This window comes from Citrobacter sp. wls710, from assembly GCF_005281115.1.
Taxonomy (GTDB): domain Bacteria; phylum Pseudomonadota; class Gammaproteobacteria; order Enterobacterales; family Enterobacteriaceae; genus Citrobacter; species Citrobacter werkmanii.
Map to the genome: position 1 here is coordinate 61617 of NZ_SZXD01000008.1, position 25635 is coordinate 87251.

Annotated in this window: 21 protein-coding genes; 17 read left to right on the plus strand and 4 right to left on the minus strand. The window is 52.1% G+C overall.

Annotated elements, in window-relative coordinates:
• Window positions 1-37 precede the first annotated feature (37 nt).
• A complete protein-coding gene (locus FDX14_RS04100) occupies window positions 38-613 on the minus strand; it encodes a DJ-1/PfpI family protein (protein WP_137349057.1) in 576 nt (191 codons plus the stop codon).
• A 618-nt stretch (window positions 614-1231) separates the two neighbouring features.
• Here FDX14_RS04100 and FDX14_RS04105 point away from each other — a divergent pair.
• Genes FDX14_RS04105 through FDX14_RS04125 form a run of 4 tightly spaced genes read left to right on the plus strand, consistent with a single transcriptional unit; the run spans window position 1232 to window position 8820 of the window.
• Entirely contained in the window at window positions 1232-2923 is a 1692-nt protein-coding gene (locus FDX14_RS04105; RefSeq protein ID WP_042310301.1) for a dynamin family protein, read from the plus strand.
• A gap of 21 nt (window positions 2924-2944) precedes the next feature.
• Window positions 2945-5119, plus strand: coding sequence for a dynamin family protein (locus FDX14_RS04115; protein ID WP_137349058.1), 2175 nt, complete (start codon window positions 2945-2947; stop codon window positions 5117-5119).
• Between the two features lies 1 nt (window position 5120).
• On the plus strand, window positions 5121-6338 hold the full coding sequence (locus FDX14_RS04120; protein WP_137349059.1) for a dynamin family protein: 1218 nt from the start codon (window positions 5121-5123) through the stop codon (window positions 6336-6338).
• Window positions 6331-8820: a CFI-box-CTERM domain-containing protein gene (locus tag FDX14_RS04125; RefSeq protein ID WP_137349060.1), complete on the plus strand. Its 2490-nt coding sequence runs from the start codon at window positions 6331-6333 to the stop codon at window positions 8818-8820. Before FDX14_RS04120 ends, FDX14_RS04125 begins: the two co-directional genes overlap by 8 nt.
• A gap of 91 nt (window positions 8821-8911) precedes the next feature.
• Here the strand turns inward: FDX14_RS04125 and FDX14_RS04130 are convergent, their stop codons facing one another.
• Together FDX14_RS04130 and FDX14_RS04135 are read right to left on the minus strand one after the other, a co-directional pair.
• On the minus strand, window positions 8912-10300 hold the full coding sequence (locus FDX14_RS04130) for an APC family permease (RefSeq protein WP_042310309.1): 1389 nt from the start codon (window positions 10298-10300) through the stop codon (window positions 8912-8914).
• Window positions 10301-10643: 343 nt separating this feature from the next.
• Complete coding sequence (locus FDX14_RS04135; protein ID WP_042310310.1) at window positions 10644-12062, minus strand: glutamine synthetase family protein; 1419 nt, start codon at window positions 12060-12062, stop codon at window positions 10644-10646.
• A 211-nt stretch (window positions 12063-12273) separates the two neighbouring features.
• Between FDX14_RS04135 and puuD the strand changes: the two genes are divergently transcribed.
• The 13 genes from puuD (at window position 12274) to cbdX (ending at window position 25137) form a co-directional block, all read left to right on the plus strand.
• Complete coding sequence (puuD, locus tag FDX14_RS04140) at window positions 12274-13038, plus strand: gamma-glutamyl-gamma-aminobutyrate hydrolase (protein ID WP_003838709.1); 765 nt, start codon at window positions 12274-12276, stop codon at window positions 13036-13038.
• 25 nt (window positions 13039-13063) lie between these two features.
• Entirely contained in the window at window positions 13064-13621 is a 558-nt protein-coding gene (gene puuR, locus FDX14_RS04145) for an HTH-type transcriptional regulator PuuR (protein WP_137349061.1), read from the plus strand.
• 138 nt (window positions 13622-13759) lie between these two features.
• Complete coding sequence (gene puuC, locus FDX14_RS04150; protein WP_061383031.1) at window positions 13760-15247, plus strand: aldehyde dehydrogenase PuuC; 1488 nt, start codon at window positions 13760-13762, stop codon at window positions 15245-15247.
• Window positions 15248-15249: 2 nt separating this feature from the next.
• Window positions 15250-16530 (plus strand): NAD(P)/FAD-dependent oxidoreductase, encoded by a 1281-nt coding sequence (locus FDX14_RS04155; protein ID WP_079225333.1) that lies wholly within the window; start codon window positions 15250-15252, stop codon window positions 16528-16530.
• 208 nt (window positions 16531-16738) lie between these two features.
• Window positions 16739-17866 carry a hydrogenase 1 small subunit gene (gene hyaA / locus FDX14_RS04160; RefSeq protein ID WP_072014778.1) on the plus strand — a complete coding sequence of 376 codons (1128 nt, stop codon included), beginning with the start codon at window positions 16739-16741 and terminating at the stop codon, window positions 17864-17866.
• Window positions 17863-19656, plus strand: a complete 1794-nt coding sequence (hyaB, locus tag FDX14_RS04165; protein ID WP_042310320.1) for a Ni/Fe-hydrogenase large subunit — start codon at window positions 17863-17865, stop codon at window positions 19654-19656. Before hyaA ends, hyaB begins: the two co-directional genes overlap by 4 nt.
• A 19-nt stretch (window positions 19657-19675) precedes the next feature.
• Window positions 19676-20410, plus strand: coding sequence for a Ni/Fe-hydrogenase b-type cytochrome subunit (hyaC, locus tag FDX14_RS04170; protein WP_042310323.1), 735 nt, complete (start codon window positions 19676-19678; stop codon window positions 20408-20410).
• Window positions 20407-20988, plus strand: coding sequence for a hydrogenase 1 maturation protease (hyaD, locus tag FDX14_RS04175; RefSeq protein ID WP_137349062.1), 582 nt, complete (start codon window positions 20407-20409; stop codon window positions 20986-20988). The genes hyaC and hyaD overlap by 4 nt, the downstream gene beginning before the upstream one ends.
• A 5-nt stretch (window positions 20989-20993) precedes the next feature.
• The gene (gene hyaE / locus FDX14_RS04180) at window positions 20994-21398 is read left to right on the plus strand and encodes a hydrogenase-1 operon protein HyaE (protein ID WP_137349063.1); all 405 of its coding nucleotides are present in this window, start codon (window positions 20994-20996) and stop codon (window positions 21396-21398) included.
• Window positions 21395-22252 (plus strand): hydrogenase expression/formation protein, encoded by an 858-nt coding sequence (locus FDX14_RS04185; protein ID WP_137349064.1) that lies wholly within the window; start codon window positions 21395-21397, stop codon window positions 22250-22252. The genes hyaE and FDX14_RS04185 overlap by 4 nt, the downstream gene beginning before the upstream one ends.
• Before the next feature lie 89 nt (window positions 22253-22341).
• Window positions 22342-23886: a cytochrome bd-II oxidase subunit 1 gene (appC, locus tag FDX14_RS04190; protein ID WP_137349065.1), complete on the plus strand. Its 1545-nt coding sequence runs from the start codon at window positions 22342-22344 to the stop codon at window positions 23884-23886.
• Window positions 23887-23897: 11 nt separating this feature from the next.
• On the plus strand, window positions 23898-25046 hold the full coding sequence (gene appB / locus FDX14_RS04195) for a cytochrome d ubiquinol oxidase subunit II (protein WP_137349066.1): 1149 nt from the start codon (window positions 23898-23900) through the stop codon (window positions 25044-25046).
• A 1-nt stretch (window position 25047) separates the two neighbouring features.
• Window positions 25048-25137: a cytochrome bd-II oxidase subunit CbdX gene (gene cbdX / locus FDX14_RS04200; RefSeq protein ID WP_137349067.1), complete on the plus strand. Its 90-nt coding sequence runs from the start codon at window positions 25048-25050 to the stop codon at window positions 25135-25137.
• 51 nt (window positions 25138-25188) lie between these two features.
• Here cbdX and FDX14_RS04205 read toward each other — a convergent pair.
• On the minus strand, window positions 25189-25635 hold a 447-nt coding region (locus tag FDX14_RS04205), incomplete at its 5' end, for a GNAT family N-acetyltransferase (RefSeq protein ID WP_137349068.1).

The window sequence follows — 25635 nt, forward strand, 5'->3', positions numbered from 1 at the left end:
TGGTCGGTATAACCGGGAGGTTATACCGACTTTCTCATCACTTTGCCGCTGACTGCATTAATACTTCAACAAATTTAGCCAGCCACTGCGGATGCGCGGGCCAGGCTGGCGCAGTCACCAGATTACCGTCGACGTGGGCTTGATCAATGCCGATATCCGCATAATGTCCGCCGCTCAAACGCACTTCAGGCGCGCAGGCCGGATAGGCGCTACAGGTACGGTTTTCTAATATTCCTGCTGCCGCCAATAATTGAGGCCCATGACAAACCGCGGCGATAGGTTTACCGGCTGCGTTGAAATCTTGCACCAGCTTGATGACATCCGGATTCAATCGGAGATATTCCGGAGCACGTCCGCCGGGGATCAGCAGCGCGTCGTAATCTGCGGCCCGCGCCTCGGCAAAATTCGCATTCAACGTAAAACGATGCCCGGGCTTTTCACTGTAGGTCTGCGCCCCATCAAAATCATGAATAGCGGTTTGAACGTAGTCACCCTGGCTTTTATCCGGACAGACTGCATCAACACGATGGCCCAGCATTTGCAACGCCTGGAAAGGAACCATCGTTTCATAATCTTCGACATAATCGCCAACCAACATCAGTATCTTCTTCATTCACGTCCCCCACTCACAGTGATTAATGATGAGAAATAGCGGCCATCTTTACTATAGCCCACGCAATAGGCGACATTGATAAATACAGCAGAACATTCGGTCAGATCACAATCTACTGCAAGTCCGTCAGATGACGACCTTAGCATAAATGGCATGACATAATTCAGCTAGTAAATATATAGCAAAGTAATTTTAACATTAACCTCAATAATATTAAGTGGGTTATTTATTATGTTATTTCGCTTATGTCAGGTAAAGTATGCGAAAGCTATTTCTGTGATGAAAAAATGTACGTTCGTCAGGCTTCATAGGGGGCGGCAAAGACGTACGCCACTCGCCTTCCCTGTCTGTAAAACAGTATCAATCATTAAAATATCATCCATACCACCAGTCCGCGTTTACACTGATAATTTCTGACTTTCAAGGCAACACATAAAATTTTCCAGATAAAATATATTTTTGCTACCTGGGTAGCAGAATTTTCTATAAATTTCGTATCCATTTTTCTGCAGTATCCCGCCGCCACAAACATTATAAAGAAATAATTATAATTAGAAGACAGTGGGTGATTCTCGTTTTAATATGCTTATAGCTTATTGATAAATGGAAAGGTTGAACATGTCTGATGCATTGACAGGACCGTTAACGCGCCTTATCGGCATAAGTAAAGAATTTGAATCTACCGCACCTCAAATTCCCAATGATTTATGCTCACAATTACATCAACTCAAGAATTTTTCCGCCTATGTGCCGCTAATTGGAATCTTTAGCGCGGGAAAATCATCTCTCCTCAATCTCTGGCTGGGGCAGAATATATTACCCGTTGACCAGGCACCGACCACAGCATTAGCAACTGAACTGCGGTATGGCGAACAGCAGTCTTTGATTATTACTTTGGCTGATGGCACTGTCAGAGAAGTACACTATGCACCGCAAAATGCGCAGGAGGTAAATAATGACGCAACTCAGGAGGATCAGTTTGCCTGCTTAACCTTTCCTTCCTCTCGTCTTCGTGATTTGCAAGGGCTTATTCCGGTAGATATGCCGGGAGTCGATTCCGGAATAAAACGTCACGTTGATGCCTTTTATCGCTATGCAGAGCGTGGCGCCGCATTCGTTGTGGTCGTTTCTGCAGAAAGCGGAACGCTGCACGCCAGCCTTGCGGCTGTTCTCCATGAAATTGCTCTCCAGCCTGTTCCTGTAATCCTTGTCTTGACCAAGTGCGATAAGTCAACGCCAGAATCGTTAGAAAACGTAGAAGAAGAAATAGCAGGCAGACTTAGCGACATGGGATGTCCGCCGCAGATCGTCATGCGAGCAAGTCGTAACGATCAAGATACAGCCGAACGTCTGCAGAACGCTTTACTCCAGTTAAATGTTCAGGATCTCAAAATAACCCATTTCGCTGGACAGATTCTGTCGTCAGCATCTCGTCTAAAAGATCATATCGTTATGCTGCGCAAAAGCAGCACGCTGGATCCCAGCGCCCTGGACGCACAAATTTATCAGTACGAGCGAGCTTATCAGGAGTTGAACGACTCTCTGGCTCGCCAGAAACGCCGTCTTTCCGGGACTCTTCGTCAGGAAACGATGGATAAAGTCAGCGGAGATGTACATAACGCATTGGTGAGAAATCTTGACGTATTATATGACTGCCTTGCCCAAGGAGAGGATATTTTCCAGACCCGTACGGCAGCGATTATAAGCGATGTCTATCGCACTTCCCTGAACCAAGCTCTGCGAGTCAATCTCTCAGACATCATCATGAATATGCAAAATGAGACCGGTGGTGACAACATTGATATTGGCAGTATTCTGCAAAATGGTTCGCAGACGGCAGTACTGGTTCTGGAAACCCTGGCAACCGTCAGTAAGGGAAGTCGCTGGTATAAACTTATCTCCACAGCCCTTGCAGTAACCACTTCCGTTATCAACCCTATTGTCGAGTTATTGATCATTTTCTTACCGGATATTATTAAGTTTTTTTCCGATCCGGAAGAACGTAAGCGAGAACTTGTTAAGCAAAACTTATTGGAGAAAGTCTTCCCTGAAATCCGGCACCGGGCACGTGAAGCGCTCGCCGATATATTGCCAGAAATTGAGCTGGAACTGATCGCCAGTCTTGAGGAAGAGTGGCGTACCCGGATAGAAGAGAGCCGCAGGGCACTTGAGTGTTGCCGTGAAGAAAAGCGCCAGCACGAAGCTGAGTGGCTTGCCCGGCAAGATAGCTGGTCCGCTCAAATTGATGGCGTACGAAATATCATGCGGGAAATAGAACAACTGCAAAACTCACCAACTGTACATTCATAATATCTTCAGGGACGATGAATCATGAACCAACTCACCCCACGCGAAAATATTCACGCGTTTATGCAAACGCTGGAAAACGTCTACACCCAGTTGTCACTTCACAAAGGCTTTCTGCGTGAAGAGGGGCTTTTTCAGCTAAACCAAATACTCGCGAACATGCGCCGCAGCCTCGCTGCTGAAGACGAAGCCAGTAAACTATTGCGCATCGGTATTGTGGGTTCGGTAAAAGCAGGGAAATCTACATTTCTTAATGCTCTTCTGTTCAATGGACAGAATATTTTACCGAAAGCAGCGACACCGATGACGGCTTCACTTACCCGTCTACGCTATGCCCAGGAACAATGCGCAAAGCTGGTTTTCTACTCCCCAGAGGACTGGCAAGATATTGAAAGCGACGCCGAAACTGCTGAGAGTATGATTGCCAAAAAGTTGGCAGAAGCGCGTGCTCATCACGCCAATAATCTGCGAAACAGCTCCATTCACTTCAACGAAGAAAGAGTTCGCAAAAGTATTATCCACGAGCTTCCCCCCGAATTAGCCGCTTGTCGCGAACTCAAAAAAACCGCTGAAAAAGAAGGGCTGGATGTTTACAGCGAACTGGAAAAGGGAGAGCAGATTATCCCTTTTGACAACCTGAGCGAAATCCAGGCAAAACTCAGTGAATACATCGGATCTCATGGGCGTTTAACCCCACTCGTTCGCCATGTTGAGTTAAACCTTAATCATGACGTACTCCGCGATATCGAAATTATCGATACCCCAGGCTTGAACGATCCTGTGGTATCCCGTAGTCGGGAAACGATTAATTTCCTCTGCCAATGTGATTGCGTCATGATCCTCTCTTATGCGGGAGAATTTCTATCCAAGCAGGATATGGATCTTATTAAACATAAGTTAGTCAATGATGGCATTCTTCATCACACCATTATCGCCAGTAAAATGGATTTGGCGATTCAGGATCATCGCGGCCAGAAAACCTTTTTTAAGGATGCCTTTATGGCGACACGACAAAACGTCGTCAGCACCATGAAAGGTCGGTTTGACTCTCAGGAACCGGTCCTGGTTTCGGCTTTGCTGGAAGGTATCGCATGGAAAATGGAACAACAGTTACCTTTAAGCGAGGAAGAGCAACTCACCCGAGATAACCTGGCAAGCTTTACTAACGCCCCACATGAAGCGAAGGATTTTCGCTCCGTCGCGGGATTAAAAAGAGTTCGCCAGGAACTGGAGCAGTGTCGGGAGAAAAAAGATCAGATCAAATACTCACATCAGATTGATTTGATCCGTGGTAAAAAAAGCGAACTTCGCAACTGTCTTAAAAATCTCGAAACCTCTGCCCTGAGCGATAAAGAGACGCTTTCGTCAGTTGATCTGGAAACCCTACAGTCAGGGATGAATGCGCTCAATCAGAGTGTTAAGAAAATTGACGCTGATATTCATGTCCATTTCAGTACAGCCGAGTTGCAGATGCACCGGGAGTTTGAACGTCTTAAATTACGTATTATTGGACTTATTGATAATTATCGTGAACTGAATGTCAGTAGTAGGAGCCATGATGAAGATCGCTCCACAACCAGCGGTATGTTCTTCTGGAAGAAAACCCATACCCGAATTGTGTCTGTAACTGAACATCAGGCAGAAATTTCAGATATTATCAATACGTTACGGCGATATACTAACAACGTCGGAGCGGAAATCATTACCGCCTATGAACATTTTACGCCGCTGGATACCTTAAAGGCGCAGTTGAAAAAACATGTACTTGAAGCCTTCCACGAGGCAGATGTCACCTTCAGTAAAGAAACTATTCTTGGGCCATTACAAATAAGCCTTGATAAGCTGCGTATCACTCCTCCCCATTACGAGCCACAAGCCGAGATCGACAGTATTGTGAATAAATTCGGTGCCAGCGTTAAGAATGAAGATATTGCCGAGCTAAAAGTGGCCCTGGAAAAGGCATTAGACAGCATAAGCAAGAAAATCAGACATACGCTTGATGAACAACAGGCTAGTTTTATCAGAACTCTTCATCAGCAAAATGACATGTTTGTTGGCGATATCAGCAAGTCTATCCAAAGTAATCTCGATAAGCTCTCAGCCCAATACAATGATAAGCAAAGTAATATTGCGCACTATGACGAAACGATAACACGACTACGAGAATTACGTGCCGAATTATCACATCTGGAGGTGTGAGGTGGATTTTGATGATTTATTCACAGATGAAATACCTCCAGACATTGCAGGCGATAGCATACTGGAGAAAGATAGCGCATTGGCGCTACTACTACGCCTGTATGCTAACAACACGCAAAATCAGAAGCATTTCGCGCATTTACGACGCAGCCTACAAGAGTATCTGCCAGAAATTATCAGCCGAGATGCGCTGACTGATGAACGTGAACGTAACCTGGTCAATGCATTTCGTACCTTAAGCGTGAAATTCGTCGAACAAGCGCAACTTCCGCAGCTTAAAAACAAGTGTCTGGTCGGCGTGGGAGGACGTTTTAGCGCAGGAAAATCGCAATTTATCAACACGCTGACCGGTCGACGCCACCTTCCAACAGGCCAGCGCCCAACGACGGCGGTAGCAACCTATTTGGTTAGTCAGGAATGCCCATCCATCACGGCTTATACAGCGAATGAAACGCGAGTTCCCCTCGAAGCGGAAGAGTTGGAAAGCATTGCCCATGTTTTTTTTGATAGCTACGGGCTGGGTTTCTCCGATATTCTCAAAAAAATAGTCATTGGGCAGCCAGATTTCCCGTGGCCGAATATCGCGCTGCTTGATACCCCAGGATATAACAATGATGATGAAGAAAACCGGGGAGATCGGTTGTTTGATGAAAAAATTGCCAGGGAGCACCTGAGCAATTGTGACTATGTTATTTGGCTGGCGACAGCCGATAATGGTTCATTAGGTCAGAGTGACATTACTTTTCTTCATTCCCTGCATTTAAGCCATCCTTGCCTGGTAGTATTAAACAAAGCAGATGGGAAAACCACAGACGATCTACACAGCATCATCAGTACATTTAAAGACCAACTGGATAATGCCGGAATTGCGTATTGCGGCGTGACGGCCTTTTCATCAACGCTTAACACTGAGTATTTAGGCGCAACCCTGCTGCATGATTTTATTATCCAAGCCAGTAATGACCAACAGGCACGTCAGGATATGAGGCAAGAATTACTGAGTCTGCAGGCCGAATGGCAGCGGATGAATCGACATAAACGCGATGCACTAAACCAGATCAACGCACCAATCAAGCGCGGTATTGTGAAAAGTGAATCGCCACAATATATCCGATCGTTGGTCGAAGCCTACAGCCTGAACCACTCGCAGATCGCCGATCTCGCTCGTCAGAATAAAGCCTTTAACCTTCAGATTGAAAAATTATTAAAATATGAATAAAGCGATGCCACATTTTCTTGATGAGCTGGTCAGCTTGCTACAGGATGATCCGCAACATGATACCTGGTCCACCCCATGGAAGCTGTTAAAAACCGCCTGCGATACACTTATCGAACAGCATTTATTACCCAGTAACTACCCGGAAAAAGCCGCACTTCAGTTAGCGCAACAACAAGCCCTTGATCGTCTCCAGGTCTTGCTGCGCTTTCCCCAGCTAATTAATCATCATGTAATCTGTTACATCGGCTTCAGAGGACATGAACGCGACACATTGCTGCCTGCTTTTACTCAATCCCGACGTTTCCACCGGGCGAATGATACAATTCCGACATTGATGAGCCGCACATACGCGCATGCCTGTCACGGCGGTATCACGCTTTATCAAAAGCGTTGCCCAATGAACGAATCAGCCATCCTTGATGCCTTCGAAAAAACACGACAGCATAAAGGGGAATTACATCATTTTATTTCCGCATTTGCACTCGCAGTACCCGGCGCAGGACCCGCAGTTACGCTGGTCGACATTCCGTACCGGGCTTCGCCGGACTCGCTCTATTTCAATGGATTTTTGGACGTAGCTGACACTATTGTCTTACCGGCCAGATCGCAATATCTGATAAAACGTACGCTGAATATACTTGAACAAACCGGAAGTACGGCGCAAATTCATCTGGTATCGATTGGTGATGGGCAATCCGCTGAACTAAAAAGCATGTTTCCAAAATTAGCCATTCAGGAAACGCTACCGCCTGAACGAACCTCTCTACGTCCTACGGTTAACAGCGGCATTTATCGCGAGCTTGAAGCTATTTTCGACGAACCACTGCTTTGGCTGGAAGGCGAGATAAAACGCAGTAAACAAATTATCGTTAACGCGAATGCTGACCTGGTGCAAAACGACACCGACCCGCAGGTCAGTGATGTTATCGAAACGATGATGCTACAAATGAAAACACAATGTGATGCGCTTGAAGAAGCTGCTCAACGCTATCGCCAGAGTCTGGATCAACTGTTAAGCCAGTGCAGAGAAGTTGAAACGCTTGTAGAACAACAACAAGCCCCAGCCCTGCCCGGAAAAGATGCTCATTCCACTCTGCGAGATCGAAAGTGGAAATATGCACAGCAGCGTTTTATTTCTTTGTGTTACGCGAAGCAAATAAGCAAGGCCACGCGTCTTGCCAGCGATATGCGTCTCGCTGGTTATCCTTATGTGAACATCCTTGAGCTCTTTATTAATGAACTCAACAATATGCCATTGAATAGCGCACATCTGGCAGAGCTGAGTGTGCTGAGTGGCTGCAAAAACGAATTTATTTATCGTGCCTGTCTGCATTTTCGCTCCGCGCTGAAGGTAAGCGATGCTGAAGCAGGTCAGCGCTATGCCGCAAATATTACATGCCGGACAGGTGAAGAATTTTATACGCTTGGCTGCTGGAAACTCACAACCCGCGCCAGCGAAGGCGAAAAAAACCTTCGTCGCGCTTATATGCTGGGCGAGCCCCTTGCTGGCGACCTTTTATTACGCTGCATAGATAAAAAATCCCCCGCCGAAGCTGAAACTACCCTGCGTTATCTGGCTAATGCCCTACATCCCGGCGCTAATTATCGCTTCGGATGCCAATTTATAAAAGATAATCGCCATGATAACGCTCATCTTCATTTACGTATTGCTGCAGCCTTAGGGCATCTGGATGCGCTTAAAATGATCGCCAGGATGGAGTACAACAAATATGCGCCGTCACAGGAAATGACCCCTGCGAGAAAAAATGCGCTCAGTATTTATCATTATCTCTGGCACACTACACGCGGGACTCAAGATAATAATGAGGTATTTCTGGATGACGATGATCGCTATATTTACGGCAGTTTGCTGCACTTACAAAAATCATTTACCGAAGCATATGCGATCCTTGAAAAATGCCATCAGGCCAGAGCCTGGACTTTATTAGGCAGGATGAACCACTATGGCGACGGTAAGCCGGTAAATCTCGATTTGGCGAGAGCCTATTATCAAAAAAGCGTCAGTGCTGGTGATAAAAGTGCAACAAAAATGCTAATGCGCCTGGAAGAGACCGCAAAAGCGAAAGCCCGCAGAGAAAATACCTACAACACGACTTACCAGCGTACGGAACATACTTCTTATTCCAGCTCCTCCAGTGACAGCAGCTGTTTTCTTACCACCGCAACCTGTCGCGTAATGGGTTATGAGGACGATTGCGAAGTTTTGCAATCCTTCCGCCATTTTCGTGACCACGTACTGCTTACGCAGTCTGAGGGCGAAAAATTGGTTGGTGAGTATTATCAAATTGCCCCCAGGCTCCTTGAAAAAATTGACGCAAGAGCAAATCCTCAAGCGATCTACCAATCAATGTGGGATGACTATATCAAACCGGGCTATGACCTCTTGCAGGCTGGGCGTCACCAGGAAGCAAAAGAACTTTATATAAAACTCGTTACAACATTAATGAAAACCTACCTTTAGTTAAGGTTAAGACTATGTAAACCCTGTGTTTAGAGCCTCGTTAACAGCTGTCAACGTTCAGAACGGGGGCGCATTCTGATCGACATTACCATTACTCCCAGGCCCGTTCGGTTTTCGCCGCATCAAACTGCGGCGGCGGCTTACGAAAACGTCCGGTCAGCCAGGCGAGATACACCAACCCTAACCCGGCCCATACCAGTCCCAGCGTCAGCGATGTCACCTCCAGATTGACCCACAGTACGGCAACCGTGGCGGCGCCAACCATTGGCAATACCAGAAAGTGTAATTTCTCCTGCCAGGTATGTTTACGCCCTTCACGACGCCAGAAGTGGTTAAACACCGACAAATTGACGAACGTAAAGGCCACCAGCGCACCAAAGTTAATCAACGCCGTGGCGGTCACCAGGTCAAAAAACAGGGCCGACAGCGCCACAATGCCGACCATAATGACGTTTAGCGCAGGGGTGCGCCATTTCGGATGGACATAACCGAAGTACTTCTCCGGGAAGACGTTATCGCGGCCCATCACGTACAGCAAACGGGATACACTGGCATGTGACGCCAGGCCTGACGCCAGCGTATTCACAAAAGTCGTACACAGGAAAATGGACTGGAACAGTTTGCCGCCGACATATAGCGCAATCTCCGGCAGCGCCGCATCCGGGTCTTTAAAGCGGCTAATATCCGGGAAAAACAGCTGCATAAAGAACGAAGCGGCAATGAAGATCAACCCACCGTACAGGGCGGTGAGGAAAATAGCTTTCGGGATGGTACGCGCCGCATCCGGCGTTTCTTCAGAGAGCGTCGTCACCGCATCAAAGCCGAGGAACGAGAAGCAGACGATGGTCGCCCCGGTGATAATCGGGATCAAATGCGCATTCTGGCTAATAAACGGTTGCAGCGACCAGACGGTGCCGACCCCCTCGCCTTTATGCAGCCCTTGTACCACGAGGAAGATAAACACGGCGATTATCGCCACCTGCACCAGTACAAACAGCGCATTGAAGTTCGCCACCAGATTAACGCTTTTCAAATTGGCCGCGGTGAGGATCGCCACGAACATCACCACCCAAATCCATGGCGCAACCTCCGGGAACAGCGCGGAGAGGTAAATTTTCGCCAGCAGGACGTTAATCATCGGCAGGAAAAGGTAGTCAAGCAGCGACGACCAGCCAACCATAAACCCCACATGCGGATTGATGGCTTTTTGCGCGTAGGTGTAGGCCGAACCAGCCTGCGGAAACTGGCGTACCAGCTTACCGTAACTGATGGCGGTGAACAGCACGCCCGCCAGGGCCAGCAGATAGGAGGCCGGAACATGGCCATTGCTGACGCCCGAAACAATCCCAAAGGTGTCAAACACCGTCATCGGCGTGAGATAGGCCAACCCCATCACCACCACCTGCCACAGCTTCAGGGATTTTCGCAGCTGTGTTTTGCCCGGCTGGGCTGCAACGTCCACAGGAGAATTAGTCGACATAGCGATCCTCCCCGCAACGAGTCCAGGTCTGTGTTCGAAATGTTGGTAGCGCAAACCTGAGTCGTGTCGGGGTGGATCTCCAAAAGTAAGGCGTCAATGTCGTACGGCAAAGGTGTGGTCCGTACTTACTGCGGGAGCCATGGATGCTCACGCGGGACTGGTTTTTAAACACTGGCATCATCACATTTCCTCGTCACAAACTCTGTCGGTTATCTGAAGACCCGTTGTCGCCCGCGCTCCATTACGCGACATCCGGGAAATGGCAGGTATTCCTGCAATTTTTACGGGCTGGCTCCGCTCAGCCCGCATGATGCGACTTCTTTTTAAACGACCTGTACGACGGTCAGGCGTTTTTCAACATCCACTCAATTTCGGTGTCGGTGATAAGACGTTCAAACTGGATTAATTCATCGTTTTTACAGGCGTGATACACGTGGCTAAAACGCTCACCCAATAATTCACGCAGACTGTCGTTTTGCATAAACTCCCACAGCGCATCGCTCTGACGGATCGGGAACGGCAAACCCTCCTGCTCCAGTCCGTTGCCTTCCACCTCTTCCTGTAACGGCAGCTCGTTATCCAGACCATGGAGGATCCCGGCCAGAATGGTCGACATCACCAGATAAGGGTTGGCATCAGCCCCCGCCACACGATATTCAACCCGATGATTATCACGATCGCCGCAGGGAATGCGCAGTGCCACCGTACGGTTGTTATGCCCCCAGGAAGCCTGAGTCGGGACGTACATCCCAGGTTGGAAGCGACGATAAGAGTTCACATTTGGCGCCAGCAGCGCCATCGACGCAGGCATCAGATCAATCATCCCGGCAAGCGCCCGCTTAAGCAACGCGGAGTCATCGCCATTCACATCGGCCAGCACGTTCTCGCCTTTGTTATTCATAATGCTGATGTGGATATGCATCCCGCTACCGGCATGCTCCTCATAAGGCTTTGCCATAAACGTGGCGTGCATCTTATGTTTTTCCGCCACCAACCGCACCAGCCGCTTCAGCGCCAGCGCATCGTCACAGGCGTCGAGTACGTTATCGGTATGGATAAGATTGATTTCAAACTGACCAGGCGATGCTTCGGCCACCGCACCGTCGGCCGGGATCAACTGCAGACGGGCCAGTTCGTCGATATCGTTCAGCACATCAGCAAAATGGTTCAGATTATCAACAGAGTAAACCTGACTTTGGGTATTACGATCGTCCGTTCCCGGCGCGCATGGCGGCTGCAGATAACCTTCCGGATCGCGCTTGCGATCGAGTAAATAGAACTCCAGCTCTACCGCTACGACGGGGAACAAACCGCGCTGGCGAAGTTTCTGCCAGAGTCGGTTGAGAACGTTCCGCGGCTCAACGTCAAAGGGAGCGCCATCTTCATCCAGCATTGTCAGCATCATCTGCCCAATAAATTCCGGATCGGCGGCCGAAGGGGTTAACGTTCCGAGCACCGGCACACAGGTCCTGTCAGGCTCGCCAAGTTCTTGTCCTAACCCCGCCTCTTCCACCACATTGCCCAGAATGTCCATCGCGAACACCGATGCCGGAAAATAACAGCCCTTCTCTAACTTAGACAATCCCGACACGGGAATGCGTTTACCGCGAAAACAGCCGTTCAGGTCGGTTAACAGCACATCGACAAACTGCGTGTTGGGATAGCGTTCCAGATATTGCTTCACTTCGCGCGCAAACGCGCTACTTCGCCTCTCTTCAGAATGCTGCACAAAATTCTCAACTTCTACGATATTGGTTTCCATGATTCACCGCCGTTGGCCTGGTAAGCTTTCTGTGATTTAACTGTTAAATATAATGTCCACCCTTCGACTCTGGATGCAAACAATTTGTTTGTCAAATGTTAAATTAAGTTTGCTAGAAGGTTATTACGCTGCTAGATTGAGAAAATAATGAACGGAATGGCACAACAAGGAACCGTTTGGCAATAATTTATTCCAAAACGTGAGGTCGATCATGGGCAATATATTTGACAAGCCAGTTATTGGTGTAGTGATGTGTAGGAACAGGCTTAAGGGTCACGAGACCCAGACTCTGCAAGAAAAGTACCTGAATGCGGTTTTGAATGCCGGTGGATTACCGATAGCGTTACCTCATGCGCTCGCGGAGCCAGAATTACTGAACGCGCTGTTACCAAAACTGGATGGTATCTTCCTGCCTGGAAGCCCAAGCAATGTGCAGCCGCACCTCTATGGTGAAAATGGCGATGAGTCTGACGCCGATCCGGGGCGTGATCTTCTGAGCATGGCGCTAATTACCGCCGGGCTCGAAAGGCGCATTCCCATTTTCGCCATCTGCCGGGGCTTACAGGAATTAGTTGTCGCCACTGGCGGGACTCTGTATCGTCGCCTGTGCGATCACTCGCAGTTCCTGGAGCATCGTGAAGATGCGGAACTCCCGGTGGAGCAGCAGTACGCCCCATCTCATGAAGTCCAGGTTCAACAGGGAGGATTGCTGTCGCAATTAATACCAGGTTGCAGCACGTTTTGGGTTAACTCCTTACATGGTCAGGGTGCAAAAACCCTTGGCCCGCAGCTGCGCGTGGAAGCACGCTCGCAGGATGGATTAGTGGAAGCTGCCAGCGTTCACGACCATCCTTTCGCGCTCGGCGTGCAGTGGCACCCGGAATGGAACAGTAGCGAATACGCCCTGTCGCGTTTGTTACTTGAAGGTTTTATCACCGCTTGTCAGAACCACCTCGCTGAAAAACAGCGACTCTGACCACTACTGTTAAGGAAATGCAATTATGAGCGATGACGGCCTGGCGCCGGGTAAACGTTTGTCAGAGATCCGCCAGCAATTGGGTCTTTCGCAGCGTCGTGCCGCCGAACTGTCTGGGTTGACGCATAGCGCCATCAGCACCATAGAGCAGGATAAAGTCAGTCCTGCCATCAGTACGCTGCAAAAGCTATTGAAAGTATATGGGCTGTCGCTCTCCGAGTTCTTCGCGGAACCGGAAAAGCCTGACGAACCGCAGGTGGTTATCAATCAGGAGGATTTGATTGAGATCGGGAGTCAGGGAGTATCCATGAAGTTAGTTCACAACGGAAATCCGAATCGTACGCTGGCAATGATGTTTGAAACCTATCAGCCAGGCACGACAACCGGGGAGAGAATTAAGCACCAGGGTGAAGAGATTGGCACAATACTGGAAGGTGAAGTGGTTTTGACCATCAACGGTCAAACGTATCATCTTGTTGAAGGGCAAAGTTATGCCATTAACACCGGCATTCCACACAGCTTCAGCAACACCTCGGCAGGGATCTGCCGCATTATCAGTGCCCACACTCCCACCACATTCTAATAAGTAGCGGCCTGAGTTTCTCAGGCCTTCTTAAATAACGCGCATTAACAGGGTAAATCCCTGAGGCATCGTGCAGCCTGATTTTGCCTGAAAAAGATCAGCAACGAACTTTATCTTATTGATATAAAAGGAGTAGCTATGAACTTTCAGAACCTTAAATATTGGCGTGAGAAAGCCAGCCATTATTCGCCGGAAACCCGTTTATTTATTAACGGCGAATATTGCGCCGCCGCCGATAACGAAACCTTTATTACTCAGGATCCGGCCGGACAGCGCCCACTCGCCAAAGTCGCCCGCGGCAAAAAAGCGGATGTGGATCGTGCGGTCACCGCCGCCCGCGCCGTCTTTGAACGCGGTGACTGGTCGCAGGCATCACCCGCTGAGCGCAAGGCGGTTCTGCACAAGCTTGCAGATTTAATGGAGCAGCATCACGAGGAGCTGGCGCTACTGGAAACGCTCGACACCGGTAAACCGATTCGCCATAGCCTGCGTGATGATATTCCAGGTGCGGCGCGCGCCATCCGGTGGTACGCCGAAGCTATTGATAAAGTCTATGGCGAAGTTGCCACCACCTCGGTAAACGATCTGGCGCTGATTGTGCGCGAACCAGTGGGCGTGATCGCGGCTATCGTTCCGTGGAACTTTCCCCTGCTACTGGCCTGTTGGAAACTTGGCCCCGCGCTGGCCGCCGGTAACAGCGTGATCCTCAAACCCTCGGAGAAATCCCCGCTGACCGCCATTCGCCTTGCGGCGCTGGCTAAAAAAGCGGGTTTGCCCGATGGCGTTCTCAGCGTGGTTAGCGGGTATGGCCACGAAGCAGGCCAGGCGTTGTCGCAGCATCCGGATGTCGATGTGATCACTTTTACTGGCTCAACCCGCACCGGCAAGCAACTGCTAAAAGATGCTGGCGACAGCAACATGAAACGCGTTTGGCTGGAAGCTGGCGGTAAAAGCGCCAACATCGTGTTTGCCGACTGCCCGGATCTACCAAAAGCCGCCGCCACTGCCGCGGCAGGCATTTTCTACAACCAGGGTCAGGTCTGTATCGCCGGTACGCGTCTGCTGCTGGAAGAGAGTATTGCCGACGAATTTATCGCGCTGTTGAAAGAGCAGGCGAAAAACTGGCAGCCGGGCAACCCGCTGGATCCTGAAACCACGATGGGCACGCTTATCGACAATGCGCATGCTGACACCGTGGACACCTTTATTCGCGACGGTGAAACGCAAGGCACGCTGGCGCTGGATGGCCGCAGCCATGTCCATCCGGCGGCTATCGGCCCGACGATTTTTGTCGATACCCCGCCGCAAGCCCACGTCAGCCGCGATGAGATCTTCGGCCCGGTACTGGTCATCACCCGTTTTAGCAGCGAAGCCGAAGCCCTGGCGCTGGCCAACGACAGCGACTACGGCCTGGGTGCCGCGGTCTGGACCCGCGATTTGTCGCGCGCCCATCGCATGAGTCGTCGCCTGAAGGCCGGTTCGGTCTTCGTGAATAACTACAACGACGGTGATATGACCGTGCCGTTCGGCGGTTATAAGCAAAGCGGCAACGGGCGCGATAAGTCCTTGCATGCCCTGGAAAAATTTAGCGAACTGAAAACCATTTGGATCTCCCTGGAGCCTTAATCATGACTGAACATACCAGCAGTTATTACGCCGCAAGCGCCAATCAGTACGAACCGTTTCCCACCCTTAGCGAATCGGTTAGCTGTGATGTCTGTGTCGTGGGCGGTGGCTATACCGGACTCTCCTCCGCCCTGCATTTAGCGGAAATGGGTTATGACGTGGTGCTACTGGAATCCGCGCGTATTGGTTTTGGGGCCAGCGGACGCAACGGCGGCCAGTTGGTTAACTCTTACAGTCGCGATATTGATGTTATCGAACGCAGCTACGGCCCGGATGCCGCCAAAATGCTCGGCAGCATGATGTTTGAAGGCGGCGATATCATTCGCGAACGCATCAAGCGTTATCAGATTGACTGTGACTATCGCCCCGGCGGGCTGTTTGTGGCGCTGAACCATAAGCAGATGGAAACGCTGGAAGAGCAGAAGTCGAACTGGGAACGCTACGGCAACACGCAGCTTGAACTGTTAGACAGCAGCGAAATTCGCCGCGAAGTCAGTAGCGATCGTTATGTCGGCGCGCTGCTCGACCATAGCGGTGGTCATATTCATCCGCTCAATCTGGCTATCGGCGAAGCTAACGCTATTCGTCTGAACGGCGGGCGCGTCTTCGAACAATCGCCGGTCACCCGTATTCAACACACCAGCCCGGCGGTGGTCAGTACGGAAAAAGGTCAGGTGACGGCCCGTTTTGTGATCGTCGCGGGCAACGCCTACCTCGGCGACAAACTGGAACCGGCGCTGGCAAAAAGCAGCATGCCGTGCGGCACGCAGGTGTTAACCACCGAACCATTGTCAGCTGAAATGGCGCGTTCGCTGATCCCAAAAAACTACTGTGTGGAAGATTGTAACTACCTGCTGGATTACTACCGTCTGACCGGCGATAACCGCCTGCTGTACGGCGGCGGTGTGGTCTACGGCGCACGCGATCCGAACGATATTGAACGCCTGGTGATGCCGAATCTGCTGAAGACCTTCCCGCAATTGCGGGGGGTAAAAATTGATTACCGCTGGACCGGTAATTTCCTGTTGACGTTATCACGCATGCCGCAGTTCGGCCGCCTTGATACCAATATTTACTATATGCAGGGCTACAGCGGTCACGGCGTGACCTGTACCCATCTGGCTGGACGCCTGATTTCCGAACTGCTGCGCGGGGATGCCGAGCGCTTTGACGCATTCGCCAACCTGCCACACTACCCGTTCCCGGGAGGCCGCAGCCTGCGCATTCCGTTTACCGCCATGGGGGCGGCCTATTACAGCTTACGCGATCGCCTTGGGGTTTAAGTTCTTCCGCGATAAACCCGACGCACAGGGCGGTCTCCCCTGTGCGTTTTTTTATTCCCGGTCGGTGAAAAACAGATAACAGTCACGAATATATCGCTATAGGACATAACCACACTCTTCGCATTGTTTCTCTCCTCTAATCGGATACGCTTTTTTAGATATCGCTGGCGGCGTGCGCCAGAACTCAACGGGGGAAGAAACGCGTGTTATGAATACGAATAATGAGGAGACCTTTTATCAGGCGATGCGCCGGAAGGGAGTGAGCCGACGCAGTTTTCTTAAATATTGTAGCCTCGCGGCTACATCGCTGGGGTTGGGAGCCGGAATGACGCCCAGAATTGCCTGGGCGCTGGAGAACAAACCCCGGATCCCGGTAGTCTGGATCCACGGGCTGGAATGCACCTGCTGCACCGAATCATTTATCCGCTCCTCTCACCCACTTGCCAAAGACGTCATCCTCTCTCTGATTTCCCTCGATTACGACGACACGCTGATGGCCGCCGCCGGAACGCAGGCCGAAGAGGTATTTGAAGACATTCTGCGCCAGTACCACGGCCGCTACATTCTGGCCGTCGAAGGTAATCCTCCGCTAGGTGAACAAGGGATGTTCTGCATTAGCGGCGGAAGACCCTTTGTGGAAAAACTCAAACGCGCCGCCGCCGGAGCCAGCGCGATTATCGCCTGGGGCACCTGTGCCTCCTGGGGCTGCGTGCAGGCTGCCCGGCCTAACCCCACCCAGGCAACCCCGATCGATAAAGTGATCACCGATAAGCCGATCGTGAAAGTCCCCGGCTGCCCGCCGATTCCTGATGTTATGAGCGCCATCATTACCTACATGGTCACCTTTGATCGTCTGCCGGAACTCGACCGTCTGGGGCGTCCACTGATGTTCTACGGCCAGCGTATTCACGACAAATGCTACCGCCGCGCCCACTTTGACGCCGGGGAGTTCGTGGAAAGCTGGGACGATGACGCCGCCCGCAAAGGCTATTGCCTGTACAAAATGGGCTGTAAAGGGCCAACCACCTACAACGCCTGCTCCACCACCCGCTGGAATGGCGGCGTTTCCTTCCCCATCCAGTCCGGCCACGGTTGTCTGGGATGTTCGGAAAACGGCTTCTGGGATCGCGGTTCGTTCTATAGCCGCGTGGTCGATATTCCACAGATCGGGACACATTCAACCGCCGATACCGTCGGCCTCACCGCGCTTGGCGTCGTGGCTGCCGGCGTCGGCGTCCACGCAGTCGCCAGCGCCGTCAACCAACACAACCGCCACAAACAGCAATTAGCCGACGCCAGACAGCAGTCGTCAGACAATGAGGATAAACAGGCATGAGCCATTCGTATCAAACCCAGGGATATACCTTAAACAATGCCGGTCGCCGTCTGGTTGTGGATCCCATTACGCGCATTGAAGGTCATATGCGTTGTGAAGTGAACATTGATGAGCAGAACATCATCACCAACGCGGTTTCTTGCGGCACCATGTTCCGCGGACTGGAGATCATTCTTCAGGGTCGCGACCCGCGCGACGCATGGGCATTTGTCGAACGAATTTGCGGGGTGTGCACCGGCGTACATGCCCTTGCCTCTGTCTACGCCATTGAAGATGCCATTGGCATTAAGGTGCCCGACAACGCCAACATCATTCGCAACATTATGCTGGCCACGCTGTGGTGCCACGACCATCTGGTGCACTTTTATCAGTTAGCCGGAATGGACTGGATTGACGTGTTGAATGCTCTGAAAGCAGATCCGCGCGCCACATCGCAACTGGCGCAGAGCCTTTCTGCCTGGCCGATGTCCTCACCAGGCTACTTCTTTGACGTCCAAAATCGGCTGAAGAAATTTGTCGAAGGCGGTCAATTGGGGATTTTCCGCAACGGTTATTGGGGCCATCCGCAGTACAAGCTATCGCCAGAGGCTAATCTGATGGGCTTTGCCCACTATTTGGAAGCGCTCGACTTTCAACGCGAGATTATCAAAATCCATACGGTGTTTGGCGGTAAAAACCCCCATCCTAACTGGATTGTCGGGGGTATGCCGTGCGCTATCAATATCGATCAGAGTGGCGCAGTAGGCGCGGTCGATATGGAACGCCTGAACCTGGTGCAGTCGATCATCACCCGCACCGCTGACTTTATTAACAACGTCATGGTGCCTGACGCGCTGGCTATCGGCCAGTTCAATAAACCCTGGAGCCAGATTGGTACCGGGCTTTCTGATAAATGCGTTTTGAGCTACGGCGCGTTCCCGGACATCGCCAATGACTTCAGCGACAAAAGCCTGTTGATGCCAGGCGGCGCGGTGATTAATGGTGATTTTAACAACGTATTGCCTGTGGACCTCGCCGATCAGCAGCAAATTCAGGAGTTTGTCGATCACGCCTGGTACCGTTACCCGGATGATCAGTTGGGGCGCCACCCCTTCGAAGGCATTACCGAACCCTGGTATAACCCCGGCGATGTGAAAGGCAGCGATATTAATATCCAGCAGCTCAACGAGCAGGAACGTTACTCGTGGATCAAAGCCCCGCGCTGGCGGGGACACGCCATGGAGGTTGGGCCGTTGGCGCGCACGCTGATTGCCTATCACAAAGGGGATGCCGCGACGATTGAATCCGTGGATCGCATGATGTCGGCCCTCAAGCTGCCGCTGTCGGGCATGCAGTCGACGCTGGGCCGTATTCTGTGCCGGGCGCACGAAGCGCAGTGGGCCGTGAGCAAGCTGCAATACTTCTTCGACAAGCTGATGACCAACCTGAAAAACGGCAACCTGGCGACGGCGAATACCGAAAAATGGGAGCCAGCAAGCTGGCCGCAGCACTGCCGCGGGATCGGTTTTACCGAGGCGCCGCGCGGAGCATTAGGCCACTGGGCATCGATTCGCGACCAGAAAATCGATCTGTATCAGTGCGTAGTGCCAACCACCTGGAACGCCAGCCCGCGCGATCCAAAAGGACAAATTGGCGCTTACGAGGCGGCGCTGATGGGTACCCAAATGGCGATACCGGATCAACCACTGGAGATCCTGCGCACCTTGCACAGCTTCGACCCCTGCCTGGCCTGTTCAACCCACGTGCTTGGCGACGACGGCAGCGAACTGATCGCAGTCCAGATTCGCTAAGCGTTGAGGAAAAGGAACGATGACTGGAAAGATATCCCCACGCGTCGGGGAGGCGCGTGATACCGCCGTCAGCCACTATGTGTTTGAAGCGCCTGTTCGCTTGTGGCACTGGCTGACTGTAGGCTGCATGTTGGTTTTGATGGTGACCGGATACTTTATTGGCCGACCGCTGCCATCGGTCAGCGGCGAGGCCACCTATCTGTTCTATATGGGCGACATCCGGCTGGCGCATTTCGCCGCCGCCATGGTGTTCACGGTGATCCTGCTGATGCGCATTTACTGGGCCTTTGTCGGTAACCGTTATTCACGCGAGTTGTTTATTGTGCCGGTCTGGCGTCGCAGGTGGTGGCAGGGGGCGTTTTCGGTGGTGCGCTGGTATCTGTTTCTGGAAAAGAAACCAGGAGAGGATATCGGACATAACCCCGTTGCGCAGGCAGCGATGTTTGGCTATTTCCTGCTCTCCGTTTTTATGATCCTGACCGGTTTTGCCTTATACAGCGAGCATAGCCAGTACGCCATTTTCACTCCCTTCCGCTATGTGACGGAGTTTTTCTACTGGACCGGCGGCAACTCTCTCGATATTCACAGCTGGCACCGGCTAGGAATGTGGTTCATCGCCGCCTTCATCATAGGTCATGTGTACATGGCTATCCGCGAGGACATCATGTCCGACGATACCGTCATCTCGACCATGGTCAACGGCTATCGTAGCCACAAATTTGCCAAACGTCAGCGCAACAAGGAGGCGTCATGAGCGAACCTCACGTCATCGTGATGGGCTTAGGCAACCTGCTGTGGGCAGACGAAGGGTTTGGCATTCGCCTCGCGGAGCGCCTGTACGCCCACTATCACTGGCCAGAATGGGTAGAGATTGTCGATGGCGGCACCCAGGGGCTGAATCTGCTGGGCTACGTTGAACAGGCCAGCCATTTGCTGCTGCTGGACGCCATCGACTACGGACTCGCGCCGGGCACCCTGCAAACCTACGCCGGTGACAAAGTCCCCAGTTACCTCAGCGCCAAAAAAATGAGTCTGCACCAGAACAGCTTCTCCGAAGTGCTGGCTCTGGCAGATATTCGCGGCCATCTCCCCGCGCACATCGCCCTCGTGGGACTGCAGCCGGTACAACTGGACGACTATGGCGGTAGCCTGACCGACATCGCACGCGCTCAGCTCCCGGCGGCGGAACAAGCCGCGCTTACGCAGCTGGCCGCGTGGGGTATCGCGCCACAGAGAAACGAGGAAACGCGTTGCCTGAACTATGAATGCCTGTCGATGGAAAACTATGAAGGCGTGCGTATTCGCCAGTATCGCGTGACGCTGGAGGAATAAACAATATGTCGAATGACACCCCATTTTCTGCGTTATGGCAACGTATGCTGGCGCGTGGCTGGCAACCGCTAAGCGCGTCTGAACTGGATGACTGGGTAACCCGCGTGCGTGATGGCGTGGTCCTGCTCAGCAGCGATCCCCGCCGCACGCCGGAAGTCAGCGATAACCCGGTCATGATTGCCGAGTTACTGCGCGAGTTTCCCCAGTTTGCCTGGCAAATAGCCATGGCCGATCTCGAACACAGCGAGGCGATCGGCGATCGTTTTAGCGTGTTCCGCTTCCCGGCCACCCTGGTGTTTATCCACGGCGAGCTGCGCGGCATTCTCAGCGGCATCCACCCCTGGACCGACCTGCTCAACCTGATGCGTCCCTTAGTTGAAGAACAGATACCGCCGGAGCCAGCGAGATGAGCGAAACCTTTTTTCATCTGCTGGGGCCGGGCACACAGCCGGGTGACGACAGCTTCAGTATGAATCCTCTGCCGCTCACCTGCCAGGTCAACTGCGATCCCAGCATGGCGATGCTGGAAAACTGCCCGCACAGCCCGGCGGTGATGGCATTGTTAGCCGATGTTCGCCACCAGCTCACCCGGAAAATTCCCGCCAAACAGGACGTACTGAGATGGGATTTATCCACGCTCAACGCCGACGATCTCACGTTTTTAAATACGCTGCTCGGTGAAGGCGAAGTTTCCATACGCATCCAGCATGCTGACGGCAGGGAAAGCGAAATTCAGGAATCGATTTTCTGCGGCATCTGGCGAGTGCGCTGTCAGAATGACAAGGGCCAATGGGTGGAACATCTGGAAGCAGGTAGCGCGCCGCAGGCGCTATGGCAGGCGGCAACACTCAATACGCTGCCGGACGATAGCCTGCTGCCTCCGCCCATCGACGGATTGATGAATGGCCTGACGCTGGCCCAGGAACTGCTGGCGCACGTGCGCGATCCGGCCACGCTTCCCCATAGCATTAACCTCACCCAACTGCCTGTTAGCGATGCGGATCGCCGATTCCTCGCCAATCTGTGTGGCGAAGGGCACATTCAGATCCGCACCATCGGCTACGGCGAGAGCCAAATCGACGCCACGGCGCTGCGCCATGTCTGGCATGTGCGCTGTCTGGATACCCTGAAAGGGCTTTTGCTAGAGAGTTATGAGATCTGCCCATTACCGGAACTGGTACTGGCTGCGCCGGAAGATCTGCTCGACTCGCTCGAGCGCCTGGATGAAGTCTGCGCCTGGCTGGCATCCGGCCCGCCTGCCTGACTCCCTCTTTAAGACCCGCGTACTTTTCTGCTGCGGGTCTAACGTTTTCTTCTTTATCTATTCACTCTCTAATGCCTGATGGAGTTCGCATGTGGGACGTCATTGACTTATCGCGCTGGCAGTTTGCGCTGACCGCGCTGTACCATTTTCTGTTTGTTCCCCTGACGCTGGGGCTGATATTTTTGCTGGCCATCATGGAAACCCTGTTCGTGGTGACCGGCAAAACCATCTACCGCGACATGACGCGTTTCTGGGGAAAATTATTCGGTATTAACTTTGCGCTCGGCGTTGCTACCGGCCTGACCATGGAGTTTCAGTTCGGCACTAACTGGTCGCTCTATTCCAACTATGTGGGCGATATTTTCGGCGCCCCGCTGGCGATGGAAGCCCTGATGGCTTTCTTTCTTGAATCCACCTTCGTCGGGCTGTTCTTCTTCGGCTGGCAGCGTTTAAACAAGTACCAGCACTTACTGGTGACCTGGCTGGTCGCGTTTGGATCCAATATCTCGGCGCTGTGGATCCTCAATGCTAACGGCTGGATGCAATACCCGACCGGTGCTCACTTTAATATCGATACCCTGCGCATGGAGATGAGCAGTTTTAGCGAACTGGTCTTTAACCCTGTCAGCCAGGTGAAATTTGTCCATACCGTGATGTCCGGTTATGTCACGGGGGCCATGTTTGTGATGTCCATCAGCGCCTGGTATCTGCTGCGTGGTCGCAATCGCGAGTTTGCTCTGCGCTCCTTCGCGGTGGGTTCCGTTTTCGGCACGCTGGCTATCCTCGGCACCCTGCAACTGGGTGACAGTTCAGCCTATGAGGTCGCCCGGCTCCAGCCGGTAAAACTGGCGGCAATGGAGGGCGAATGGCAAACCGAACCGGCGCCTGCGCCCTTTCATGTGATAGCCTGGCCGCAGCAGGAACAAGAGCGTAACGCCTTTTCTGTGAAGATACCGGCCCTGCTGGGCATCCTGGCAACCCACTCGTTGGATACCCCGGTTCCGGGACTAAAAAATCTGATGGCGGACGCACTTCCCCGCCTGCAACGAGGCCGGGAAGCGTGGTTATTGTTGCAGGAAATCGCCAACGGTAACCGCACGCCTCAGGTGTTGAAGGCTTTCCACGCCGTAGAACATGATCTGGGTTACGGCATCCTGTTGGCAAACTACGCGCCTGATATGAACCACGTTACGCCCGCGCAATATCAGGCCGCGCAACGCGGCTCCATCCCGCAGGTGGCCCCCGTGTTCTGGAGTTTCCGTATCATGATTGGATGCGGTTCTCTGCTGTTGCTGGTGATGGCGATTGCGCTGATACAAACCTTACGCTGGCGTATCGACCAGCATCGCTGGGTACTGCGCATGACGCTGTGGAGTCTGCCGCTACCGTGGATTGCCATTGAAGCAGGCTGGTTTATGACGGAGTTTGGCCGTCAGCCATGGGCTATTCAAGATATTTTGCCGACATGGTACGCCCACTCCGCACTGAGCGTGGGCCAAATGGCCTTCTCAATGGGGCTAATCCTCACGCTTTACACCCTGTTTTTAATTGCCGAAGTCTACCTGATGCAAAAATACGCGCGTCTTGGTCCCGATGCGATGCAACGTCAACAACCAGCACAACAACAGGGATAAAGGAGATAATCATGTTGGATTATGCAACGCTGCGGCTCATTTGGTGGCTGCTGATTGGCATCATTCTGGTGGCCTTTATGGTCACTGACGGATTTGATATGGGGGTCGGCTGCCTGTTGCCGTTAATCGCGCGCAACGATGATGAACGTCGGGTGTTAATCAATAGCGTCGGGGCGCACTGGGAAGGTAATCAGGTGTGGCTCATTCTGGCGGGCGGCGCATTATTCGCCGCCTGGCCACGGGTCTATGCCGCCGCATTTTCGGGGTTTTATGTGGCGATGATTCTGGTGCTATGCGCCCTTTTCTTTCGCCCATTAGCTTTTGACTATCGCGGTAAAATAGCCAACGCGCACTGGCGCAGAATATGGGACACCGGGTTGGTTATCGGCAGTTTGGTTCCGCCTGTTATTTTCGGCATTGCGTTCGGCAACCTGTTTTTGGGTGTGCCTTTTATCTTCACACCACAGCTTCACGTGCAATACCTGGGCACCTTCTGGCAGTTACTCTCTCCCTTTGCCCTGTTGTGCGGCGCGTTAAGCCTGATGCTGGTTATTCTGCAAGGGGGCGTTTGGCTCCAGTTAACAACCGAAGGCATCGTTCGCCAACGCGCGCTGTCCGCTACCCGCCGCAGCGCAATGCTGGTGGTACTCTGCTTCCTGTTAGCCGGTTACTGGTTGTGGACAGGAATTGATGGCTTTGTGCTGCTTAGCCAGGATCCTAATGGTCCTTCCAACCCGCTATTAAAAGCGGTAACAACCTCACCAGGCGCGTGGATGACGCACTTTTATCAGTCACCACTACTGTTGATTATTCCGCTAGCTGGCATGATTTTCCCAATGCTCGCGATCTATGCCTGCGGGCAACGTCGGGCCGTATGGGGATTTTTGTGCGCTTCCCTGACCCAGGCCTGCGTGATCTTCACCGCCGGAATCACCCTGTTTCCGTTTGTGATGCCTTCAAGCGTGCAACCCCTCTCCAGCCTGACGGTGTGGGACAGTACCTCCAGCCAGATGACGCTCAGTATCATGCTGGTTATTGTGCTGATTTTTCTACCGATAGTGCTGCTTTATACCGCCTGGAGTTATTACAAGATGCTGGGGCGAATCAATCTAGAAACGATCCGCCGCCACAACCACGAAATTTACCCGGGAGGACTATAAGATGTGGTATCTGTTTTGGTTTGTCAGCATTCTGCTGATGTGCGCGTTCTCCACGCTGGCGCTGGTCTGGCTTGAGTCGCGGCAGAAATAATACTGCGCGTGCGCTACGCTTTCTGGCTCCTCGGTTTCTCGGGGAGCTTTTTTATCCCCTTTCCATCAGCTCGCCAAGACGCTGAATCTGCCGTCCCTGGTTGTCAAAATTATGCTCATCGAGCCACATATCGTAGGCCGGTCGGAGTGTCGGGTACTCACCGTCAATGATTGAGTACCATGCAGTATCTCGATTCCGCCCCCGCGTGACGACAGCCTGACGAAATATGCCTTCAAAACTGAAGCCAAAGCGCTCCGCCGCCCCACGGGAAGGCGCATTAAGCGCATCGCATTTCCATTCAAAACGGCGATAGCCCAGATCCGCAAAAACGTACTTTAAAAGCAATGAGATGACTTCCGTTGAGATTCGTGTGCGTTTCATGCGTACGGAGTAAGAAATATGCCCCACCTCAATCACACCATTTGAGGTATCAATACGCATAAGAGCAAACGTACCAACAGGTTGCATAGTAGACTGGCCCCCTGAATCACCAGACAA

Bases quoted from the DNA above. Each gene is read 5' to 3' on its own strand.
- appC (WP_137349065.1), top strand. From the start codon at position 22,342: ATGTGGGACGTCATTGACTTATCGCGCTGGCAGTTTGCGCTGACCGCG.
- FDX14_RS04100 (WP_137349057.1), bottom strand. From the start codon at position 613: ATGAAGAAGATACTGATGTTGGTTGGCGATTATGTCGAAGATTATGAA.
- puuR (WP_137349061.1), top strand. From the start codon at position 13,064: ATGAGCGATGACGGCCTGGCGCCGGGTAAACGTTTGTCAGAGATCCGC.
- hyaA (WP_072014778.1), top strand. From the start codon at position 16,739: ATGAATACGAATAATGAGGAGACCTTTTATCAGGCGATGCGCCGGAAG.
- FDX14_RS04155 (WP_079225333.1), top strand. From the start codon at position 15,250: ATGACTGAACATACCAGCAGTTATTACGCCGCAAGCGCCAATCAGTAC.
- FDX14_RS04105 (WP_042310301.1), top strand. From the start codon at position 1,232: ATGTCTGATGCATTGACAGGACCGTTAACGCGCCTTATCGGCATAAGT.
- FDX14_RS04130 (WP_042310309.1), bottom strand. From the start codon at position 10,300: ATGTCGACTAATTCTCCTGTGGACGTTGCAGCCCAGCCGGGCAAAACA.
- FDX14_RS04115 (WP_137349058.1), top strand. From the start codon at position 2,945: ATGAACCAACTCACCCCACGCGAAAATATTCACGCGTTTATGCAAACG.
- hyaC (WP_042310323.1), top strand. From the start codon at position 19,676: ATGACTGGAAAGATATCCCCACGCGTCGGGGAGGCGCGTGATACCGCC.
- appB (WP_137349066.1), top strand. From the start codon at position 23,898: ATGTTGGATTATGCAACGCTGCGGCTCATTTGGTGGCTGCTGATTGGC.
- hyaD (WP_137349062.1), top strand. From the start codon at position 20,407: ATGAGCGAACCTCACGTCATCGTGATGGGCTTAGGCAACCTGCTGTGG.
- cbdX (WP_137349067.1), top strand. From the start codon at position 25,048: ATGTGGTATCTGTTTTGGTTTGTCAGCATTCTGCTGATGTGCGCGTTC.
- FDX14_RS04125 (WP_137349060.1), top strand. From the start codon at position 6,331: ATGAATAAAGCGATGCCACATTTTCTTGATGAGCTGGTCAGCTTGCTA.
- hyaE (WP_137349063.1), top strand. From the start codon at position 20,994: ATGTCGAATGACACCCCATTTTCTGCGTTATGGCAACGTATGCTGGCG.
- hyaB (WP_042310320.1), top strand. From the start codon at position 17,863: ATGAGCCATTCGTATCAAACCCAGGGATATACCTTAAACAATGCCGGT.
- puuC (WP_061383031.1), top strand. From the start codon at position 13,760: ATGAACTTTCAGAACCTTAAATATTGGCGTGAGAAAGCCAGCCATTAT.
- FDX14_RS04185 (WP_137349064.1), top strand. From the start codon at position 21,395: ATGAGCGAAACCTTTTTTCATCTGCTGGGGCCGGGCACACAGCCGGGT.
- puuD (WP_003838709.1), top strand. From the start codon at position 12,274: ATGGGCAATATATTTGACAAGCCAGTTATTGGTGTAGTGATGTGTAGG.
- FDX14_RS04135 (WP_042310310.1), bottom strand. From the start codon at position 12,062: ATGGAAACCAATATCGTAGAAGTTGAGAATTTTGTGCAGCATTCTGAA.